The sequence below is a fragment of the Clostridium felsineum DSM 794 genome, assembly GCF_002006355.2.
Taxonomy (GTDB): Bacteria; Bacillota; Clostridia; order Clostridiales; family Clostridiaceae; genus Clostridium_S; species Clostridium_S felsineum.
Genome location: NZ_CP096980.1, coordinates 3,589,102 through 3,608,832 on the forward strand (window position 1 = coordinate 3,589,102; position 19,731 = coordinate 3,608,832).

At 29.0% G+C, this 19,731-nt stretch carries 17 protein-coding genes; 4 read left to right on the top strand and 13 right to left on the bottom strand.

Annotated features, from left to right (window positions below; genetic code table 11):
- Positions 1–17: 17 nt before the first annotated feature.
- Positions 18–1,223 carry an IS256 family transposase gene (locus tag CLFE_RS16930; RefSeq protein ID WP_169851002.1) on the bottom strand — a complete coding sequence of 402 codons (1,206 nt, stop codon included), beginning with the start codon at positions 1,221–1,223 and terminating at the stop codon, positions 18–20.
- A 108-nt stretch (positions 1,224–1,331) separates the two neighbouring features.
- Here CLFE_RS16930 and CLFE_RS16935 point away from each other — a divergent pair, with 108 nt between their 5' ends.
- Positions 1,332–1,736, top strand: a complete 405-nt coding sequence (locus tag CLFE_RS16935; protein ID WP_250944649.1) for a molybdopterin dinucleotide binding domain-containing protein — start codon at positions 1,332–1,334, stop codon at positions 1,734–1,736.
- 55 nt (positions 1,737–1,791) lie between these two features.
- On the opposite strand, the gene CLFE_RS16940 is transcribed toward CLFE_RS16935, so the two are convergent.
- The 3 genes from CLFE_RS16940 to tsaD form a co-directional block, all read right to left on the bottom strand.
- A complete protein-coding gene (locus CLFE_RS16940; RefSeq protein WP_077895432.1) occupies positions 1,792–3,840 on the bottom strand; it encodes an MASE3 domain-containing sensor histidine kinase in 2,049 nt (682 codons plus the stop codon).
- Positions 3,841–3,867: 27 nt separating this feature from the next.
- Positions 3,868–4,569 (bottom strand): hypothetical protein, encoded by a 702-nt coding sequence (locus CLFE_RS16945; protein ID WP_250944651.1) that lies wholly within the window; start codon positions 4,567–4,569, stop codon positions 3,868–3,870.
- A gap of 90 nt (positions 4,570–4,659) precedes the next feature.
- Positions 4,660–5,682, bottom strand: a complete 1,023-nt coding sequence (gene tsaD / locus CLFE_RS16950) for a tRNA (adenosine(37)-N6)-threonylcarbamoyltransferase complex transferase subunit TsaD (protein ID WP_077895430.1) — start codon at positions 5,680–5,682, stop codon at positions 4,660–4,662.
- A 321-nt stretch (positions 5,683–6,003) separates the two neighbouring features.
- Between tsaD and CLFE_RS16955 the strand changes: the two genes are divergently transcribed.
- The gene (locus tag CLFE_RS16955; protein ID WP_077895429.1) at positions 6,004–6,636 is read left to right on the top strand and encodes a RusA family crossover junction endodeoxyribonuclease; all 633 of its coding nucleotides are present in this window, start codon (positions 6,004–6,006) and stop codon (positions 6,634–6,636) included.
- A gap of 125 nt (positions 6,637–6,761) precedes the next feature.
- Here CLFE_RS16955 and CLFE_RS16960 read toward each other — a convergent pair whose 3' ends face one another.
- From CLFE_RS16960 to aroF, 7 genes are read right to left on the bottom strand one after another with little or no spacing between them, the layout of a single operon-like run.
- A complete protein-coding gene (locus CLFE_RS16960; protein ID WP_077832434.1) occupies positions 6,762–7,253 on the bottom strand; it encodes a shikimate kinase in 492 nt (163 codons plus the stop codon).
- Positions 7,250–8,350: a shikimate dehydrogenase gene (gene aroE, locus CLFE_RS16965; protein WP_077895428.1), complete on the bottom strand. Its 1,101-nt coding sequence runs from the start codon at positions 8,348–8,350 to the stop codon at positions 7,250–7,252. The genes CLFE_RS16960 and aroE overlap by 4 nt, the downstream gene beginning before the upstream one ends.
- Positions 8,351–8,362: 12 nt before the next feature.
- Positions 8,363–9,433: a chorismate synthase gene (gene aroC, locus CLFE_RS16975; protein WP_077895427.1), complete on the bottom strand. Its 1,071-nt coding sequence runs from the start codon at positions 9,431–9,433 to the stop codon at positions 8,363–8,365.
- Positions 9,411–10,691 carry a 3-phosphoshikimate 1-carboxyvinyltransferase gene (aroA, locus tag CLFE_RS16980; protein WP_077895426.1) on the bottom strand — a complete coding sequence of 427 codons (1,281 nt, stop codon included), beginning with the start codon at positions 10,689–10,691 and terminating at the stop codon, positions 9,411–9,413. The genes aroC and aroA overlap by 23 nt, the downstream gene beginning before the upstream one ends.
- 14 nt (positions 10,692–10,705) lie before the next feature.
- Positions 10,706–11,776 carry a 3-dehydroquinate synthase gene (aroB, locus tag CLFE_RS16985; RefSeq protein WP_077895425.1) on the bottom strand — a complete coding sequence of 357 codons (1,071 nt, stop codon included), beginning with the start codon at positions 11,774–11,776 and terminating at the stop codon, positions 10,706–10,708.
- Positions 11,773–12,633, bottom strand: coding sequence for a prephenate dehydrogenase (locus CLFE_RS16990; RefSeq protein ID WP_077895424.1), 861 nt, complete (start codon positions 12,631–12,633; stop codon positions 11,773–11,775). The genes aroB and CLFE_RS16990 overlap by 4 nt, the downstream gene beginning before the upstream one ends.
- 28 nt (positions 12,634–12,661) lie before the next feature.
- Positions 12,662–13,675 (bottom strand): 3-deoxy-7-phosphoheptulonate synthase, encoded by a 1,014-nt coding sequence (gene aroF / locus CLFE_RS16995; RefSeq protein ID WP_077832440.1) that lies wholly within the window; start codon positions 13,673–13,675, stop codon positions 12,662–12,664.
- Between the two features lie 408 nt (positions 13,676–14,083).
- On the opposite strand from aroF, the gene CLFE_RS17000 reads away from it, so the two are divergent.
- Positions 14,084–15,232, top strand: a complete 1,149-nt coding sequence (locus CLFE_RS17000) for a YibE/F family protein (protein ID WP_077895423.1) — start codon at positions 14,084–14,086, stop codon at positions 15,230–15,232.
- Entirely contained in the window at positions 15,229–15,990 is a 762-nt protein-coding gene (locus CLFE_RS17005; RefSeq protein ID WP_077895422.1) for a YibE/F family protein, read from the top strand. The genes CLFE_RS17000 and CLFE_RS17005 overlap by 4 nt, the downstream gene beginning before the upstream one ends.
- 42 nt (positions 15,991–16,032) lie before the next feature.
- Here CLFE_RS17005 and CLFE_RS17010 read toward each other — a convergent pair whose 3' ends face one another.
- Complete coding sequence (locus tag CLFE_RS17010; RefSeq protein ID WP_077895421.1) at positions 16,033–17,850, bottom strand: LTA synthase family protein; 1,818 nt, start codon at positions 17,848–17,850, stop codon at positions 16,033–16,035.
- 137 nt (positions 17,851–17,987) lie between these two features.
- Entirely contained in the window at positions 17,988–19,706 is a 1,719-nt protein-coding gene (gene ade, locus CLFE_RS17015; RefSeq protein WP_077895420.1) for an adenine deaminase, read from the bottom strand.
- Between the last annotated feature and the right edge of the window lie 25 nt (positions 19,707–19,731).

Here is a 19,731-nt window from a genome sequence, read left to right on the forward strand (position 1 = left end):
TTGGCATATTAAGCTTTTTATTCAGTAAGTCGTCCTTCATACATAATGGATAATTCACCGTACACTTTACCCCAATTTCTTAGTGGCAAACGCCATTTTTTTGTAGCTTCAAAAGTAGCAAGGTATAAAGCTTTTAAAAGTGATGTATCGCTTGGAAATACAGTTCTTTGTCTATTTAATCTACGATATGTGCTGTTGAGACTTTCGATTGCATTTGTAGTATAAATAACTTTTCTTACATCAGCAGAGAACTTAAAAATAGGGCTAATAGCATCCCAATTTGATTTCCAGCTTTTCATTGAGTTAGGATAATGTTTTTCCCATTTTCCAGTGATTTCTTCTAATTGCTTATATGCAATTTCCTCAGAAGGTGCATGATATATAGTTTTTAAATCTTTTGCAAATTCTTTTTTATCTTTATCAGAAACATACTTTAATGTATTTCTTACTTGATGAACTATACAACGTTGATATTCAGTATTTGGAAAAGCTACTGATATAGATTCCTTTATCCCTGTAAGACCATCTGCACAAAGGATAAGGATATCTTGAACACCTCTATTTTTTAATTCATTGAGAGCACTAAGCCAATATTTACTGCTTTCATTTTCTCCAATATTTATAGAAAGTACTTCTTTTCTGCCTTCATTATTTATACCAAGAATAATGTAAGCTGCAAGCTTACGTATAACGTTATTTTCCCTTACGGAAAAATGAACTGCATCAATGAAAACAATTGGATATACTGTAGATAAAGGTCTATGTTGCCATGCTTCTATTTCAGGAAGAAGTTTATTGGTTATATTTGAAACCATTCCTTCACTAACTTCAAACCCATATATATCTTCAATTTGTTCTGAAATTTGTCTGGTACTTAATCCTTTAGCATACATAGAAATAATTTTTTCTTCTATACCAGAAATATCTTTCTGGTGTTTTTGTACTATTTTAGGTTCAAAAGAACTTTCTCTATCCTGTGGTACATCTATATTCATCTCACCATATTTGCTTCGAATTCTTTTTTGTTTTTTCCCATTTCTTGAGTTTGTAGTTTCGGCTCGTTCATATGGTTCATAGCCTAAATGCTCGTCCATTTCACCTTCAAGCATAGATTGAATAGTTCCACCTAATAGATCTTTTAAAGCTTCCTGAATATCCTCAGCTGACTGAATATCATACTCGTCTATAAGAGCTGATATAATATTTCTTTTTCCTTCATTCATTGGTTTTACCTTATAAATATCTTTTTTTCTTGCCATAATAAAAGGCCTCCTATGATTTTATTTTACCATAGAAAGCCTTATTATTTTTATTTACAGACTTTTCTTCACATGCTCTTCGAGTCGGTAAAGGATAATCCCCTGCCAACTACAAAGGAATTTCCTTACATACTAAATACAGGTAGAGGCAGTACAGGACAATGGCATACTCAAACTCGCACAAGAGAAATACCAACTGTTAATAAATTTGCTATCAAAGAAGCACATATATATATTAATACCAAATTAGCAAAAGTGCATAATATTAAAGAAGATGAGCTAATTAGAGTATATTCTATAAACGGAAATTTTTCTGATTTTAAAGCTAAAATTACTGATAATGTTAAATATGATGAACTTTATGCACCTATACACTATTTAGAGTGTAATAATTTAACACCATCTTTATATGACACTTACTCTAAAGAACCTTCATACAAAACTACTCCAATAAATATAAAAAAAATTAAAGCATGAAAATATTATTTATATTAAAAAGCTGTGGTACTTTTTTAGAACCACAGCTTCTTTATTAAAGATCAGAAAATTCTACATTTATTTTTTGTTTTTGATTAAATTTATTATTTTCTATTATATTTTCATTATCATCTTCTACTTGCATAGCAGGAAGATCAATTATAAACTCACTTCCAAGATTTACCTTGCTCTCAACTCTTACTTTACCGCCATGCATTTCCACTAAAGATTTTACAATAGAAAGCCCTATCCCGCTTCCTTCCTTTTCTCTAGTTAAGGTCTTATTAACCTGTATAAATCTTTGAAATATCCTATCTTTCATATCCTTAGGAATTCCAATTCCATTATCTTTAACTCTTATCTCTACACTATCCTTATTATCATAAACATTCACTTTTATTTTACCACCTTGCGGAGTAAATTTAACAGCATTAGATAATAAATTTAACATTATTCTCTCTATCTTGTCTGGATCTACTGCCATGAACTTTTCTTCTACATCTGTATCAAATACTATATCTATTCCTTTACTTTTAACAAATTCTATCACCGACATTGTTATATCCTCTATTACACTCACAATTTCTACGTTTTTAAGTTCAATATTAAAATAACCAGCATCTATTTTAGTTATATCAATTAAATTATCAATGATTTTTGTTAGCCTATATACATTTTGATTCATTACCTTAAGATATTTTTTTAAACTTTCTTTATTACCATTCTCCATATTTAATTTAATAAGTTGCATTGAAGACGTTAATATATTAAGCGGTGTTCTCAATTCATGTGATAAATTAGAAAAAAATTCTTTTCTTACTTTATCATAGTAGAGCGTCTCTTTTAATTTTTTTTCATTAGCTTCATTTTTCTTCTTTTCCGTTAAGTCTCTAAATATAGTTAAAAAGGTCCCTTCCTCATGGGAAAAAGTAGCTGTTGCAGCTTCAACAAACTTTTCCTTTCCACTAGATGTTATAACCTTCTCTTCAATAAAGTCACAAGGAAATCCTGTAACCTTAATTTTATTAATTCTTGATTCCATTAACTTTTTATAATCATCATGCACAAGCTCCTCTATATTTTTGCCAATAATATCCTTGACCTCTTTGACCTCTAACAATTTTCTTGCCATATTATTTACAAATGTGCATTTACCATTTTCATGAATAAGTATAGAGTCCGGCATTATTTGAAGTATTTGCATATATCTTTTAGAATTTATTGATAAAATTTTACTTACAGATTCTTTTATCTCATTCTCTCTTGCAAGTCTTTTATTTACTTTCTCAAGCTGAACATTCTTATTATTAAGCTCTTCATTAACTTCTTTAATTTTAGAATATATATCTTTATACGGATTTAAAACTGATTTAATTATAATCTCTCTATGAATTATATATACAGCTAATATTTTAAAAATTATATTTACATATAGAATTACATTGTTAAAATCACCATATTCTACAAAAGCGATTGATATGGCTCTAAAAATAGAACTTATCATAAATATACAGACAACATTATCCATAATTCTCTTTTTTCTATATAAAAATAAAATAAATGACATAACAAAACAAATAACACAAACTATTTTTGTTATTTGCACAAATCTAACCATATGGATTTCTTTTAAATATGTATCAAAAAATTTATAATCATATGTTACTAAGCTTAAGAAGACAGAAACTATACCATAACATATAACGGAATATTTTGATTTTATCTTTTTTCTTAAACATGTACTTAAGTATAGAAAGGAAAAAGCATCTACACAAACTCCTAACACTATTATCTTATAAACATACTGTAAGTCTTCTTTTTTATATAATACATTAAAGCTTGCACTAAAATCGAAAATTGCCATAAACATATATGCTATACCAATTGTTAAAACTAGTATATTTTTAGTATATTTATAATTACTAATTGCATTTACAAATATATTTAATGCAAGCATAGCTATTATAACTTCTATAAAGAAATATAACAGCACATAATTTACCTTTCCTACAAAATTACAAGCAACAGTTATTACACCTATTAAAACCAAATTATTTACAACAAAATTCTCATCTCTTAATTTATTCTTTATTATACTAAACACATTAAAATTCCCCTTTTTTATAGGAAATCAGCTGCATAACATTTTAAGCTTTGTCTTAAGTGATGTTATATCCATTTTAAATAATATATTAACTTCTATGGTAAATGATTTTATAAGTTCATTATATTCCTTCATATATGGATAATCTTTAAGAGCACTGCACTGCATAACTTCAAGATGTTTATTTATTCTAACCTCATAATCAAGTAACTTATCTATTTGACAATAATAATCAAATAATTGTTGAAGTTCATCACATGTAAGCTTAGAGGATATACTACTGAAAGCCTCAATCCAATTTTTCAATATAGTAACGCTACTTATTTTTATAAAATTAAATCTCTTATTTTTGAACAATCTACTAGTTCTTTCTATGTCAGCTTTTATAATCCTAGAATAACTTCTTATATGTTCATTATCTTGCAATATTCTTACTTTATTTTTATACCATATGGAACCAAATATAGCTATAAATAGACCCATTATTATGCCTAATAGTGTAAATTCGAATCCCATTTTTCCAAAGATTTTAGCATTACTTCCATTATCACTTATTAAAAAAATGACAATTCCAATTACTAGAACAGAAAAAACTATTAAAGATACAATAAAAAATATATTTTTATATATATACTTACTAATATTATGTTTGTTATTTTTGGGACTTCTCCCTTCTTTACTAGCATTTCTCGTATATACCTCTGAAACCATAAAACCCACACCTTTCATATTAACTTATGCGGTTTCTTCATAAATGTAAATATATTACATTTATATTGTAGTATATTCTTCCCAAAAATACAACCATTTTTTTACAATTTATCTTTCTCCCAGTTTTAAATTAGGTATAGCATTTAAATCAAGCGGTGCAATATTTCCTTTTTTAAACTCAAAATATGCAGCACTTCCAATCATTGCAGCATTATCTGTACATAGTATTGGTTCTGGAAATAAAATTTCTATTCCATTTTCTTTTCCACTTTTTATCATTCTTTTTCTTAAAAAACTATTGGAAGCCACACCACCAGCAATAGCTATTCTACTAATCTTTTTTATTTTACAAGCTTTGATTGTGTTATCAACTAAAACATCAACAACATTTTTTTGAAATGATGCAGCAACATCCGCTCTATTTATTTCTTTTTCCTGCATATTCATAGTATTTAAATAATTTAGCACTGCTGATTTTACTCCACTAAATGAAAAATCTAAAGAGTTATCATGAAATTTAGCCCTAGGAAATTCAATTGCATTTTCATCTCCACTTTTCGCCATTTCTTGTATTTTAGGACCTCCTGGATATCCAAGTCCTATTGCTCTTGCAATCTTGTCAAATGCTTCTCCTGCCGCATCATCCCTTGTCTGTCCTAAAACTTCAAATTCACCATAATCCTTCATATATACTATAAAAGTATGACCCCCTGATACTACTAAACACGCAAATGGTGGTTTCAAATCTGGATATTGTATAAAATTAGCACTTATGTGTCCTTCTATGTGATTTACACCTATAAGAGGTTTATTTATTGAATATGCAAGTCCTTTTGCATATTGAAGTCCTACAAGAAGTGCTCCTACAAGTCCCGGACCATATGTAACACCTACCGCATCAATATCATTAAGTTCTATACCTGCTTCCTCTATTGCATCCTTAACAACTAATGCTATATTTTCAATATGTTTTCTTGATGCTATCTCAGGAACAACTCCTCCAAACTTTTTATGTATATCTATTTGTGATGATATAACATTTGACAGTACTTTTCTTCCATTTACAACAACTGCTGCTGCTGTTTCATCACAACTACTTTCTATTGCAAGTATTTTAATGTCTTTACTCATTTAATTCTCCTCCAACTCTTTATATTTAAGTTAAGAACCTATATTTTTTATATACTAAAAATATAAGTCTTAAAACATAACTTATTGTATTATATCCTTTATATAAAAAATATAATAAGATACCTAATTCTACGTATACTATTTTATCATATAGATATACAATTTCAAATCAATCACAAATATACTTTTTTAATCTCACTTCATTATCTTGTATCTATCTTTTGAACATATGTTTGTGTTATAATATATAGAGTATTTATCACATAAATTTAAACATTAACTTTATTTACAAAACCAAAATATAAAATAAAGGGAGTAATTATGAAAAATTCTTATGCAAAAGTAATTGTTTCTGGTTCACCTATATCTAAATCAAACTTTAAATTATCCAATATGAATGGACGGGCTATATTACCCTATAATTCTGGTAAATATTATGATAGATATGCTATTTATGAAGAAACTATAGCTTATGAAGCACGCTCACAAAACCCCAAAACTTTAATATGTGAATCAGTAATTGCGGTTTTAAAGGTATTCTATAAAAGCGAAAAAAGGCATCCTGATACAAATAATATAACAAAGAGTATATTTGATGGCATCGAAAAAAGCGGTCTTATAGTAAATGATGCTCAAGTAACCAAAATAATTATTGAAGAATATTATGATTTAAATAATCCTAGATTCGAACTTGAACTTTTTGCTGAAAGCAAGTTCAAAATCCAATATTCTATTCTCAAAAAAGAAGAAGAAGATGAACCAAAAAACTATGATCCACCTTCAAATAAGAAAAGACTTGTTAATCAAAACCAAAACACAAAAGTAAAAAAATCTTCTTCAAATGATACAATTATTTGTAGTATATGTGGTAAAAAAGTCACTAATGATAATATAATCTGGGCTAATAAAGGAACTACTGCCTTATGTAAAAATTGTCTAAAAAAATCATTTTAAATGACAAAATTCCATTTGTATATTACACACTAGTGCAGTACATTATTTTCGTGCCATTGTGTGTATATGATATAAAAACATTATAATTACATATTCTTTTGCAATTTACTTTAAAAGAAAACCTACTATATTTCTTTAACATACTTTTTTATATTAAGAACAACTTCATCTATGGTACTTTCATTCAAAACACTATAATCAGCATATTTCGTATATAAATTATATCTTTCATCATAAAGCTTGAAAATTTTGTTTTTCCCTTCTTTTAAAAGAGGTCTTCCATCGATATTAATGTCTCCTATTATTTTCTCAGGCGGCCTATTTATAAATATTATTTTTCCTGTTTTCTTTAGATTTATCATATTTTTTTCACGTACTACTGCTCCACCACCCGTAGCTATAACAACATTATCTTTTAAGCTAAGTTCTTTAAGTGCTTCTATTTCTAAATTTCTAAATACATCTTCTCCGTTTTTAAAAATGTCAGGAATTCTCATATTGTTTTTAGCTTCTATATACTCGTCAGCATCATAAAATTTCATATCCATTTCTTTTGATAGTATACTGCCAATTGTACTTTTTCCGCATCCTGGCATACCTATAAGCACTAAATTCATGATTTAATTTTCGCCTCCAATTCATCATATATTTCGTCCACTATATCTTCACCTATAGAAATATCATTCCATATTTCCTGTGATGCTACAGCTTGACTAACTAACATATAAAGACCGTTTACAGCTTTAATACCACTGTTATTTGCATATTTTAAAAATAAGGTTTCAATTGGGTTGTATATTAAATCTACAGCTGAAGAGAACTTCGAAACAACTTCTTTACTAACTGGTGATGCATCAATTTTAGGATACATACCTACAGGTGTACAATTTATAATAACATCACCATTTATATTTAAAAGCTCATGATAACTTATAATGCATTCATCATAATCCTTAGATGCTCGCTGAACATTTCTACTAACTATATATATTTTCCTAGCAAGATTATCCTTTAAATACTGTACTACAGCTTTTGCTGCTCCTCCACTACCTAAAACAACACAAACTTTATCTTTTATTTCAACCTTAAACTTTTTAAGCATTTCGCCGAATCCAATATAATCTGTATTAAATCCACTCATACCATTTTGTGAAAATCTAATAGTATTTACAGCTCCTATTTTTCTAGCTTCATCTGAAATATCATTAAGATCCTCCATAATATCTACTTTATAAGGTATAGTTACATTAAGCCCACCACAATTTATTACTTTAAACGTCTCTAATGCTCCCTTTACTTTTTTTTCTGGAAGTTCAAACAAATTATAAATTCCATTAAGTGAAGCTTTTTTCATAATAAGTTTATGTATATATGGTGAATAACTATGTCCAAGCTTTCCACCTATAAGTCCATATATTGATGTGGATAAATTATCATTTTGTTTACTATATATCTGCTTTTTCTCGAGTTTTTTACTCAATTGCATTAGATTAATGTAGAACTCTTCAAGTACTTCTGAATATCTATCATCCTTCAGGTACTTTATATTTTTTTCTATAACATTTTTTTCTCTTTTACTATCTATTATTGGTACGTTATTTTCTTTCTTGTATTCAGCTACCTTTATAACTAATTTCATTCTTTCTTCAAAAAGTTCTGTTATATTTTTATCTACCCTATCGATTTCTTTTCTTATTTCTTCAAGTTCCTTCATAAAATTACCACCTTAAATAATATCTAATATTGATAGTGCAGCTGCTGCTTCAACAACAGGCACAGCCCTTAAAACTATACAAGGATCATGTCTTCCTTTTATACTTATTTCCTCATTTTCCATAGTCCTCATATTTATAGTGTTTTGAGCTTTATAAATGGATGCTGTAGGCTTAACTGCAACTCTAAACACAAGAGGCATTCCACTAGTTATTCCACCTAAAATACCACCATTATTATTCGAATAAGTTTTAACTTCTCCGCCTTCTGTATAAAAATTATCGTTAGCTTCTGAACCCATCATATTAGTTATATTAAAGCCTTCTCCAAATTCAACTCCTTTTACTGCTGGAATAGAAAATAACATATGACTTAATACACTTTCACAAGAATCAAAGAAAGGATCTCCTTTTCCTGCTGGAATGTTCAATGCACAACACTCTATTATGCCTCCAACCGAATCTAAATTATTTTTAGCATCTAATATAGTTTCTTTCATCTCTTCCCCCTTTTTATCATCCATTACAGGGAATTCCTTTTTTGTTAATGCTATAAGCATCTCTCTATCTATATTTACCTTATCAAAATATTCTTCTTTTTTATTCTTTATACTAAGAATATGACTTCCAATAACAACATTTTTTTTCATTAAAATTTGCTTTGCAATAGCACCTGCAAATACCAATGGTGCTGTAAGTCTACCTGAAAAATGTCCTCCACCCCTATAATCATTGAAACCATTGTACTTAACAAAACCAGTATAATCCGCATGAGAAGGTCTCGCAAAATCTTTTATATTTGAATAATCCTTTGAATGTTGGTTTCCATTCCATATAAAAGCACACAGTGGAGTTCCTGTAGTTTTCCCTTCGAAGAATCCGCTTACTATTTCAAAATTGTCCTTCTCATTTCTTTGAGTTGAATACTTTGTTCTTCCCGGTGCTCTTCTTTCCATTTCACCATTTATAAAATCAAGATTAAGTTCTACTCCGGGTTCAATACCATTTATTACGATTCCAATAGCTTTTCCGTGTGATTCACCAAAAATGGATAACTTAATTTTATTCCCCCACACTCCACTCATCTATATCTCCTCCTAACTTCTTAAAATCACTCCAAAATTGTGGATACGACTTAGCTACACATTCGCTTCCTCTAATAGTAACACTGCCTTCACATTTTAAAGCTGCAACTGCAAGTGCCATAGCTATCCTATGATCATTCCAACTTTCTACTTCTCCACCTTTTAGTTTATCTTTTCCATTAATTACAAGTCCATCTTCTAACTCAATAACATCTGCTCCAAGTTTATTTAATTCTGTGGCCATAGCCTTAAGTCTATCCGATTCTTTTATTCTAAGCCTTGCTGCATTTATTATTTTGGTAGTACCTAAGCTTAAGGCTCCAATTACAGATAAAATGGGAACTAAATCAGGGCACTGTGATGCATCTATAACAATTCCATGAGTTTGAGACTTCTTTGCTGTAAAATTTCTTTCATCTAATCTTCCACCCATTTTTTTCAATATGTCAACTATGGCCTTATCACCTTGTAGTGAATCAGAGTTCAAATTCTGACAATTTATATCTCCATTTAGAATTCCTGCAGTAAGCCAAAATGCTGCCTGGGAAAAATCACCTTCTACCTTATAATTTGTACCTTTACATTTTTGATTTCCCTTTATATAAAAACTTTTATAATCATTATTTTCTATTTTTACACCAAATCTACTTAGCATATCAATTGTCATATCTACATATCCAACAGATTCCAAATCAGTAGTTATGTTAATAACTGAATCACCATCTAAAAAAGGAAGTGAAAACATGAGTCCACTTATGAATTGAGAACTTATATTTCCAGGAAGCTTGAAAATGCCAGCGCTTAACTTCCCATCTATCTCAAGAGGAAGCACTTTACCCTCTGGATGAGAGTACTTAATTTCCTTTTCATCAAAAATATTGAAATAGGAATCTAAAGGCCTGTAGGCTAATTTACCCTGACCTGTAAATACAGCATTCTTTTTTTCAATAAGTGATATTGGAATTAGAAATCTTACTGTAGAACCTGATTCACTACAATCTACAAATACTTTTTCCTTATTAGCTACTTTTTGTTTTTTTATTTTAAGTGTTGAATTATCAACTTCTATTATTAAAGCCCCCAATTTACTCATTCCACTGCATGTAGCCTTTATATCTTTAGAATAATTTACATTTTCTATAATACTCTCTTCCTCTGAAAGAGATGCACATATTATAGCTCTATGCCCCAAGCTTTTCGATGAAGGTATTTTTATATTGCCCTTTAGTTCACATGGCCTTATCTTAACACAATTCAAAATTCATGCCCCTTTCAAACTACACGTAAATACTTACAAGCTTCTTTATTATCTACTTTCTTTATAAAACAATTTCCTATTTCCTTTATAAGAATTAAATTTATAAAGCTTCCCCTGCTCTTTTTATCCAATGATGCTATTTCATAAATCTTTTCATTTTCAATTTGACTTACAACATGCGGTAATTCGTATTTCTTAATTACATTCTTTAATCTTTCACTTGTTCCTTCTTTAGTAATCCCCATTTTTTCGCTATTTTTACTTATTGCATACATTCCATATGCTACACATTCACCATGCGTAAATTTTTCATAATTAAAAAACTCTTCTACTGCATGACCTATTGTGTGTCCGAAATTCAATATCATTCTTTCGCCATTATCTTTTTCATCATTTTCAACTACTTGTTTTTTTATTGTGCAACAAGTATGTATCACGTACTCTATATTCTCCATAAGTTCATCATCATCTTTGTATTTTTCTAAGTTCTCAAATAGCACTCCATCTCTTATAGCACCATATTTTATAACTTCGCCCATTCCATCATGAAGAAATTTCTTCTCTAAGGTTTCTAAAAAAAGTGGATCTATAAATACCGCTTTAGGTTGATAAAAATTTCCCACTAAGTTTTTTCCAACTTCTAAATCAACAGCTACCTTACCACCTATACTGCTATCTATTTGTGCTAAAAGTGAAGTTGGAATTTGAATATAAGAAATTCCTCTTAAAAAAGTTGCCGCTGCAAAACCACCAAGATCACCTACAACTCCACCACCAAGGGTAACTATTAGATCACTTCTTGTAATTTTGAATTTTGCAAGTTTTAAATACACCTCATTTAGTGTGTTTATATTTTTACTCTTTTCACCTGCTTTTATAACTATTTTAAATACATTGTACCCACTTTTTTTTATGTTATCACAGATTTTATCACCATAAAATCCATTTACATTATCATCTGTTATTAACACTATTTTTTCCCCAGAATAAATGTTTGAAATTCTATCTCCAATTGAATTCATTATTCCCTTTTCAATAAAAATGCTATAGCTATTCTCTCCAAGATTCATATTTAAAGTTTTCAAATTATTTCCTCCTTTTTAGAAGCAGCTTCTTTTAAAAACTTTTTAATATCATTAATATCTTCTTTTTCTATATAATTTCGTATCTTAGTCATGTTTTTCTGAAAATCATCTATACATTTAATAATATTTTTTTTATTTCTTATAAAAAGCTGACACCATAAATCTGAATTTATAGCAGCTACTCTCGTTGTATCTCTAAAACTTCCGCCAATAAAGTATTTTATATCCTCACAATTACTTAAATTCATAAGTGAGACAGCCATTATATGCGGAAGCTGACTTGTAAATGCTATTATTTCATCATGCTTTTCAGGGGTTACTTCAACTATAGATTTAAAACCAATGCTTTTTATAAATTTTCTCATAAAATCTGTAGTTTCTTTCTTATTTTTTGCTGTAGGTGTTAATATATAATTTGCATCTTCAAATATCTCTTTAGATGCATTTAGAAATCCGCTTACTTCTTTACCTGCCATAGGGTGGCCTCCTATAAATTCAGCCTTATCTCCCAAAATACTCTGTATATATTTTATGTTATGTTCCTTTATTCCAAGAGTATCTGTTATAATTGCACCTTTTTTAAAATTATTCAAATTACTTCTAATAAAGTTTAAAAGTGCTTCTGGATATATGGCAATTACCACAACATCAGATTTTTCAAGTGGAATCTGTGCATTTTCTATACTATATCCATCATCAATTATATTCATTTCAGCTGCCTTTTTAAGAGTATTCTTATCTACATCTATTCCCCATATGTGTCCCTTATTTTTTTCTTTAAAGGCCTTAGCATAAGATCCTCCTATAAGTCCAAGCCCTACAATAGTTAAATTAATATTAAAATCTCCATCCTCCATTTAAACTTACCCCCAGCTAAAATATTTTCTATACTTCTTTTCCTTCTATTTCTGCAATTGCTCTAACCTTTTTCATAACTTCATCGAACTTGTCTGGTTTTATTGATTGTTGTCCATCACTTTTAGCATTTGCTGGATCATTGTGAACTTCTATCATAAGTCCATCTGCTCCAACTGCCACAGCTGCTTTAGCTAAAGGTTCAACCATCCACCACATTCCTGCAGCATGACTAGGATCAATAATTATCGGTAGATGACTTAATTTTTTTATTGCTGGTACGACACTTAAATCCAGTGTATTTCTAGTGTAAGTTTCAAATGTTCTTATTCCTCTTTCACATAAGACAACATTTTCATTTCCCTCTGACATTATGTACTCAGCCGCCATAAGAAACTCTTCAATTGTTGCACTTAAACCTCTTTTTAAAAGTATTGTCTTTTTTGTTTTTCCAAGTTCCTTAAGAAGAGTGAAGTTTTGCATATTTCTTGCTCCTACTTGTATAACATCAACATCTTCTACAAATCTATCAATAAAATCTGTACTCATGATTTCTGTTACTATAGGAAGTCCTGTCTCTTTTTTTGCAATTTTAAGAAGTTCTAAACCTTCTAGTTCTAAACCTTGAAAACTGTAAGGTGAAGTTCTTGGCTTAAAAGCTCCGCCTCTTAAGAAATTTGCACCACTTTGTTTTACTCTAGTAGCAATTTCAATTATCTGTTCTTCACTTTCTACAGAACAAGGTCCTGCTATAACTGCAAGTCTTTTCCCGCCTATTTTATTTCCTTCTATATCCACAATAGTGTCCTGTGGATGAAAATGCCTTCCAGCCTTTTTGTATGGTTCTTGAACTCTCACAACTTTATCAACATTTTCATTTGCCTGAATTCTCTCAAAATTCACTCTACTTGTATCCCCCACTACACCAACAACAATATAGTCCTTACCTTGTGATACTGTTGTTTGACAACCTTCGCTTTCTACCTCTTTTTTGATTTTTTCGATTACTGACTTTTCAGTATTTTGTTTAAAAATTATAACCATTTTATAATAGCCCCTTTCAATTTTTGGTTTTTTTATAAAAAAAATAAGGCTCATATGAGCCTTATTATTTAAACAATCGTTGATATTCTTATCTATCTCGGTGCCCTAAACCTGTGCACCTCTCAAATTGTAAAACTCATTAGAAGGAAAATTTATTATTTTTTTGTATACAAAAAAGCTAACGCTACTAAAGTAATAATAGCCTAAGCTGAACCAATAATAATTTTTAGTTGTATTTCCCTTTCTAATATTATCCATCTTTACACACTCCATAAATTTAATTTGATGTTGTAATTATATATCACTTGTAAAGCATGTGTCAATAGTAATTTTATTTATCTTGTATTTATTCTTTGTAAATATGATATTATTATATATGAAATACTTAAGAATAAGGAGATATGCTCTATGTTGTTTCAAAAAAAGCTATTTTTTTCAAACTCAAATAATCACAAAAAAAACATAATTATGTTTATAATTTTGCTACTGTTATTAATTATTGGTATATACTTTGTAAATTCAAATGAAGACACATATAAAAAAAGCATCGCTAAAATAATATATGTAACTAATAAAAATTCAAAAACGGAGACCTCAACTGGTAAATATGAACCTATAAAAAATCAATATATAACTGCAATTATTTTAAACGGAAAATATTCCGGAAAAAAAATAAATTTACAAAATGCAGTTTCATATTCTGAGGTAAATGACATAAATCTAAGAGTAAATGATGAAGTATTTATATCTTATTCCGAGAATACTCAAAACAAACCCACTTCTTTTAAAATACTTGAGTTAAAGCGTGATAAATACATATTCTACATAGCTTTTATTTTCATATTACTTATGATCATTATATCCGGAAAAATAGGCATACGCTCTTTAGGTAGTGTATTAATCAACATAGTAATTTTCTATGCAATAATTGAACTTTTCTTACATAATTTTAGTCTTGTATTTATATTTTTATTTTCACTACTAATTTTTACTTTTTCGTCTTTATTTATGGTATCGGGTATAAATAAAAAATCAATTTCAGCAATAGTTTCTACCATAATTGGAACTACTATAACTATTTTAATAGCCTTAATATCAATAAAGTTAAATAATTCAAATGGCGTTCGTTTTGAAGAAATGGAATTTTTAACTCATCCACCCGAAAAAATGTTCTATATAGAGCTTCTAATCGGTACTCTAGGAGCTGTTATGGATATAGCTATTTCAATTTCATCCTCCATAAATGAACTATATACTAAAAATCCAAATATAGAAAAAAAATCTCTTATAAAATCAGGATTAGAAATAGGAAAAGATATTATGGGAACTATGTCAAACACAATGTTATTTGCCTACATTAGTGGAAGTATTCCTTTCATAATACTACTTCTTAGGAATCAAACACCACTTTATAACATAATAAATGAAAATTTATCTCTTGAGATAATAAGAGCTCTCACAGGTAGCATAGGAATTGTACTTAGTATACCAATTTCCATATTCATATCTATAGTACTATTAAACAACAAAAAGATAGGAGAGTTTATAAAATCATGAATGTTCCATTTTTATTACTAATTATTCTTTTTATTTTGATGCTTTTAGTTGGTGGAAAAAGAGGTTTAAAATCGTTTTTCACTCTTATTTTGAACTTTTTAATTATGATAATTCTTTTAATTTTAATAGGTGCAAAATTTGATCCTTTAAATGTAACTATAATTGGTTGCATAATCATAACACTTACTACTTTGTTTTTTATTAATAGTATTAATTTAAAGACCGTATCTTCCCTAATCTCCGTTATTATAGTAGTTATTGGCACTTTAATTTTAACTTACTATTTAAGTAACAGATCCCAAATTCAAGGCTTTGGAAAAGAGCAAGCTGAGTCCTTAGGTTATCTTTCTACATATGTTCAGTTGAACTTTTCTAAAATAGTATCTTGTCAAATACTATTAGGTCTCCTTGGCGCTATAATAGATGTGTCTATATCAATATCTTCATCATTACAGGAACTATATTCAAACAATCCTTCACATACTAAAAATGAATTATTTAAATCTGGCATTAATATCGGTAAAGATATACTTGGAACTATGACCAACACACTCCTTTTCGCTTATATAGGTGGATTTATGACTCTATCTATATATTTCGGTGAAATTCATTATTCTTTTTACGACATAATCAACACCAAAGTATTTTGCTCAGAAGTATTTCAAAGTTTTTGCAGCGGTATAGGAATAATCCTGATAATACCTGTAACCTCTTTTATAGCTTCCAGACTTTTATTTCATAAAAAAGCTAATATATAAAAAAATCCTATTCATGAGTTAAATTCATGAATAGGATTTTTTCTATTTTTTCACACCATAATATTGTCCTTGTATAATATCATCACTTACATTAAATGAGCCCGAAAGATGTTTTTTATCCTCCAAAGATGGATTACCTAAAATTTTTCCGTTAGTTAAAAGATCATAATCCTTTTTAGTATTTAGAAGATTTCTCCCCATAACAGTATCCATATAATACTTCTTATCAACTCCCATAGTATATAGAATTGTAGGCATTAAATCTATTTGTCCTCCTGTTACAGTCTTTTCTTCTCCCTGCATCTTACCGTCTCCATCATATATTATAAGAGGTATTTTCATTTCATCATTTATCATCCAATTCTTAACTCCCGACATTTTAGGAATTTCACTTTGAAAATACTTATGTATACCTGTATGATCTCCATAAATTACAACTACGGTATTTTGAAGTACTCCTGCCTTCTTTAAATTATCTAAAAAGATACCAATTTGCTTATCGGTGTAGTGAATACACTGCATATATCCACCCATTTCTGTACTATCAAAAGCATTATCAAGTTTAAGCTCTCTATACTTAGTTGGCAAAACAAATGGTGTATGGTTAGTGAGGGTAACAACAAAATCATAAAAAGGTTTCTTCTCACTTACTATCATAGGTTCAAGTTGCTTTAAATAGGCACCATCGGATATGCCTAAATTTATTTTTTCATATTCATTAAAATGTGAGGAATCTATAGTTTTATCAAAGCCCCCCATTGCACTTAATGCTGGCATCCAATTCCAATACATTGCTTTATCAGGATGTATTGCCATAGAGTAATACCCGTATTTACCCATCACATCAGGAAGAGAGTTATACTTATTATCTGGAAATCTAAAAAATGTACTACCTCTTCTAACAGGATACAATGAGGTATTGGTCATTAAATCAGCATCAGAGCTAACTCCTAAGTTTACATTTTCGTGATAATTTGAAAAATATATGCTATTATTAAGCAACTTATTTAAATTAGGAGTAACTTCTTGTCCATTTATTTTCTGATTTATTACAAAGTTTTCAAGAGATTCTACCTGTATTACCAACAAATTTTTTCCCTTAAACATACCTTTATACTTATTATCCGGTAAATTTTCTTTATTATTTTTATACCAACTAGATATTTTAGCCTTTTCTCCCTTACTTAGCGCAAGTGGCTTTAAATCACTAAAAAAATCCATACTATCATATACATGATATCCTATAGGAGATATTCTTTTCATTGTATATATTGGATTCCATCTAGAACCTACCCAATAACTATATGTATAATTGTGAAATATTTTTATTGAAGTTGGAATATACAATATAGCAACTATCATAAAAATACCAAAAAGCTTTACATTTCTTTTGCAACTCTTATATGTATTTTTGGAAAATATGTACACCACCGTAATAACTATCAAATCAATTATAAACATTACATCTTCTTTGTGAACCATGGCAAATATACTGTCTTGAAGGTTGTCCAAATTTGTTGTTTCTTTAAGTAAATGCAGTGATAAAAATGAATTAAAACCTCTATAATACCAAAGATCACCCAAAAGAATTATAGACATAATTAAATTTAAAACTATTAAGGATGCACCTCTTGACCTATTCTTAAATAAAAATGCTATAGACAAATACCCAAGCGTAAATATAATAAAAATAGCATAGGAAGCTATATTGAAAAAACCATTGAATGCCTCTATAGCGCCCGCATTAGTTATAGTTATAAAACCAATAAATATAGAAAACTTTGCAATCAAAATAACAAAAGTTACTATAAAAAACACATCGAATTTCGTACTTTTAATCTTATTTAAAAATTTATCCATATGTTTATCCTTCCTACATAAATTATTACATACTAAATGCAGCTACTTAAAGCTGCATTTAAAAAATCTAATATTTATTCTCAATATAGCATAGCATATTTTTTTACTAATATGAATATGTTTTATTAAAAATAACATTATATATTTAAAAATTTAAAGTTAAGCACATCAAATACTCCTCTATCTGTGATTCTTATTTCAGGAAGAACTGGTAGTGCTAAAAACGCAAGTGTCATAAATGGCTCAACGTCTTTGTTTACACCTAATATTTCATGACATACAGCTATCATTTTCCCAACCTTTTCCGCTACATATTCCATTGATTTACTTGACATTAATCCCGCTATTTCAAGTTCAAGTGTATCTATTATTTTTCCATCAAGGCTTACTGTTATTCCTCCACCAACTCTTTCTAATTCATTCACAGCCTTCATCATATCTTCATCGTTACTTCCTAGTACTATTATATTATGTGAATCATGGGCCACCGTTGATGCTATAGCTCCCATTTTTAATCCAAAGTTCTCTACAAGTCCTAAACCTATCCTTCCAGATTTCTTATGTCTTTCTATTACTGCAATTTTATTTATTCCTTCATTAAGCTCGCATTTAAATTCGCCATTATCTGTATTTATTTTTCTTTCTATATTTTTAGTTCCTATACTGTTACTACTTACAGAAATGATATTTGAAAATTCCTTATTTAATTTTAATCTAAAATCATCCATGGTTACTTTCTTTATATTTACTGTATTAATAACTTTACTTATATCTATTTTTTTCCCAATCTCCATCAAAATTTGGTTATTATTAAATACGATTTTCCCATCTTTTATTACCATATCTACTTTAACATTTTTCAAATCTTCTAAAATAACTAAATCAGCTTTATATGAAGGTGCAATTGCCCCAACTCTATCAAGTTTATAACATTCAGCCGCATTAAGTGTAGCCATTCTAATAGCAGCTATTGCATCAATTCCGTTATCTATGGCCCTTCTAACACAATTATCCATATGTCCAACTTTTAAAATATCATCTGGATGCCTATCATCCGCACAAAACATTATTCTTCTCTCATTTTTAGAATTAACTCCTTTTATAAGAGTCTCTAAATTTTTAGCCGCAGAGCCTTCTCTAATTGCTATATACATTCCATTTCTTATTTTCTCATTCATTTCTTCTAAATCACTACATTCATGATCAGTTTTTATCCCTGATATACTATAGGCATTTAATTCATTTCCTTTAATTGTAGGAGCATGCCCATCCACTATTTTATTATAGTTTTGAGCAAGACATAATTTATCCATTACTTCCTTATCTCTATTAATTACTCCTGGATAATTCATCATTTCACCAAGTCCAAGTACCCTTTTATCTTCTATTAATTCTTTAAAATCTTCAGCTCTAAGAATTGCTCCCGAAGTCTCAAAATTTGTGGCAGGAACACAAGATGAAAGCATAAAAAATACATTTAAAGGTATGTCCTCTGTTTCCTCCATCATATATTTTATACCGTTTATTCCACATACATTTGCTATTTCATGTGGATCAACAATTGTTGTAGTAGTTCCTCTTGATATAACAGCTCTTGCAAACTCTTTAGGAGAAACCATTGATGATTCTATATGTACATGTGAATCTATAAAACCTGGAGCTACATATTTGCCCTTCAAATCAATTTCAGTTTTACCTATGTAATTTCCCATCCCTATTATAATATCACCATCTACAGCTAAATCCCCGTGTACTACCTCATTTGAAAATACATTCACTACATTACAATTTTTAAGTACCAACGCAACTTCCTTTATTCCCACTGCTTTTTCTATTTTTTCATTAATAAAATACATATAAATCACCTTTAACAATTTATTT

Bases quoted from the DNA above. Each gene is read 5' to 3' on its own strand.
- CLFE_RS16930 (WP_169851002.1), bottom strand. From the start codon at position 1,223: ATGAATGAAGGAAAAAGAAATATTATATCAGCTCTTATAGACGAGTAT.
- CLFE_RS16935 (WP_250944649.1), top strand. From the start codon at position 1,332: ATGCTCTTCGAGTCGGTAAAGGATAATCCCCTGCCAACTACAAAGGAA.
- CLFE_RS16945 (WP_250944651.1), bottom strand. From the start codon at position 4,569: ATGAAAGGTGTGGGTTTTATGGTTTCAGAGGTATATACGAGAAATGCT.
- tsaD (WP_077895430.1), bottom strand. From the start codon at position 5,682: ATGAGTAAAGACATTAAAATACTTGCAATAGAAAGTAGTTGTGATGAA.
- CLFE_RS16955 (WP_077895429.1), top strand. From the start codon at position 6,004: ATGAAAAATTCTTATGCAAAAGTAATTGTTTCTGGTTCACCTATATCT.
- CLFE_RS16960 (WP_077832434.1), bottom strand. From the start codon at position 7,253: ATGAATTTAGTGCTTATAGGTATGCCAGGATGCGGAAAAAGTACAATT.
- aroE (WP_077895428.1), bottom strand. From the start codon at position 8,350: ATGAAGGAACTTGAAGAAATAAGAAAAGAAATCGATAGGGTAGATAAA.
- aroC (WP_077895427.1), bottom strand. From the start codon at position 9,433: ATGAGTGGAGTGTGGGGGAATAAAATTAAGTTATCCATTTTTGGTGAA.
- CLFE_RS16990 (WP_077895424.1), bottom strand. From the start codon at position 12,633: ATGGAGGATGGAGATTTTAATATTAATTTAACTATTGTAGGGCTTGGA.
- aroF (WP_077832440.1), bottom strand. From the start codon at position 13,675: ATGGTTATAATTTTTAAACAAAATACTGAAAAGTCAGTAATCGAAAAA.
- CLFE_RS17000 (WP_077895423.1), top strand. From the start codon at position 14,084: ATGTTGTTTCAAAAAAAGCTATTTTTTTCAAACTCAAATAATCACAAA.
- CLFE_RS17005 (WP_077895422.1), top strand. From the start codon at position 15,229: ATGAATGTTCCATTTTTATTACTAATTATTCTTTTTATTTTGATGCTT.
- CLFE_RS17010 (WP_077895421.1), bottom strand. From the start codon at position 17,850: ATGGATAAATTTTTAAATAAGATTAAAAGTACGAAATTCGATGTGTTT.
- ade (WP_077895420.1), bottom strand. From the start codon at position 19,706: ATGTATTTTATTAATGAAAAAATAGAAAAAGCAGTGGGAATAAAGGAA.